This window comes from Rhodoferax sp. ZS1R8, from assembly GCF_056521325.1.
This window is the reverse complement of record NZ_JBWMBA010000155.1, coordinates 1-1,130: the sequence shown is the minus strand read 5'-3', so window position 1 is coordinate 1,130 and position 1,130 is coordinate 1. Positions and strand designations below refer to the sequence as shown.

The following is a 1,130-nucleotide window of genomic DNA, read 5'->3' as shown; positions in this document are numbered from 1 at the left end:
TGCTCAATATGTGGGTCACCCTGCCTCTCATCGTCGTGGCCACGCTGCTCGTGATGAAGCTGGCCGCCTTTGGCGAGATGAAGGGCAACCTCACCAAGCAGTTCGAGATATTCAGGAACAAGCACACCTGGTCGATGACGGTGCTGTACATCGTCACCTTCGGCTCGTTCATCGGCTTCTCGATGGCCTTGCCGCTGTCGATCACGGTGATCTTCGGTTTCCAGCACGTCCCCGACGCTGCCGGCGTGATGCAGCACACGCTCAAGAACCCCAACGCCCCCTCGGCACTGACCTATGCCTGGATCGGCCCCTTCGTAGGCGCGTTGATCCGTCCTTTGGGCGGCTGGATCTCCGACAAGGTGGGCGGCTCCATCGTGACCCAGGTGATCTCCGCCGTGATGGTGGTGGCTTCGGGTGCGGTGGGCTACGTGATGATGCAGGCCTATGGCTCGGCCACCCCGGAGCAGTATTTCTCGACCTTCATGTGGCTCTTTGTGCTGTTGTTCGCCGCCAGTGGCATTGGCAATGGCTCCACCTTCCGCACCATCGGCGTCATCTTCGACCGCGTGCAGGCCGGCCCGGTGCTGGGCTGGACTGCCGCTGTCGGCGCTTACGGTTCATTCATCGCCCCGGTAGTCATCGGCCAGCAGATCAAGGCCGGCACACCGCAATTCGCCATGTACGGATTTGCCATCTTTTACGCCCTGTGCCTGATTCTGAACTGGTGGTTTTATCTGCGCGCCGGTTCTGAAATTAGGAATCCATGATCCAAGACGCTATAAAATTTATAGCTACATAGTCAATATATACGGGGGCTACAGCCCTATTTACTTCACAATGTTGTTCACAGAGGTCTCCCATGAGTCACTTTCTTGATCGTTTGAGCTATTTCTCCCTTCCCCGGGAAGAGTTTTCTGAAGGCCACGGCATCACCACCGGTGAAGACCGCACCTGGGAAGACGCCTACCGCAACCGCTGGGCGCACGACAAGATCGTGCGCAGCACCCACGGTGTGAACTGCACCGGCAGTTGCTCCTGGAAGATTTACGTCAAGGGCGGTATCGTCACCTGGGAAACCCAACAGACCGACTACCCCCGCACCCGCTGGGACATGCCCAACCACGAACCGC

At 58.4% G+C, this 1,130-nt stretch carries 2 protein-coding genes; both read left to right on the top strand.

The window, feature by feature from the left end; genetic code table 11:
• Positions 1 to 767: MFS transporter (locus AC097P_RS24595; RefSeq protein WP_479613036.1), on the top strand; the 767-nt coding region annotated here is incomplete at its 5' end.
• A gap of 92 nt (positions 768 to 859) precedes the next feature.
• The coding region (locus tag AC097P_RS24590; protein WP_479613035.1) for a hypothetical protein at positions 860 to 1,130 on the top strand (271 nt) is incomplete at its 3' end.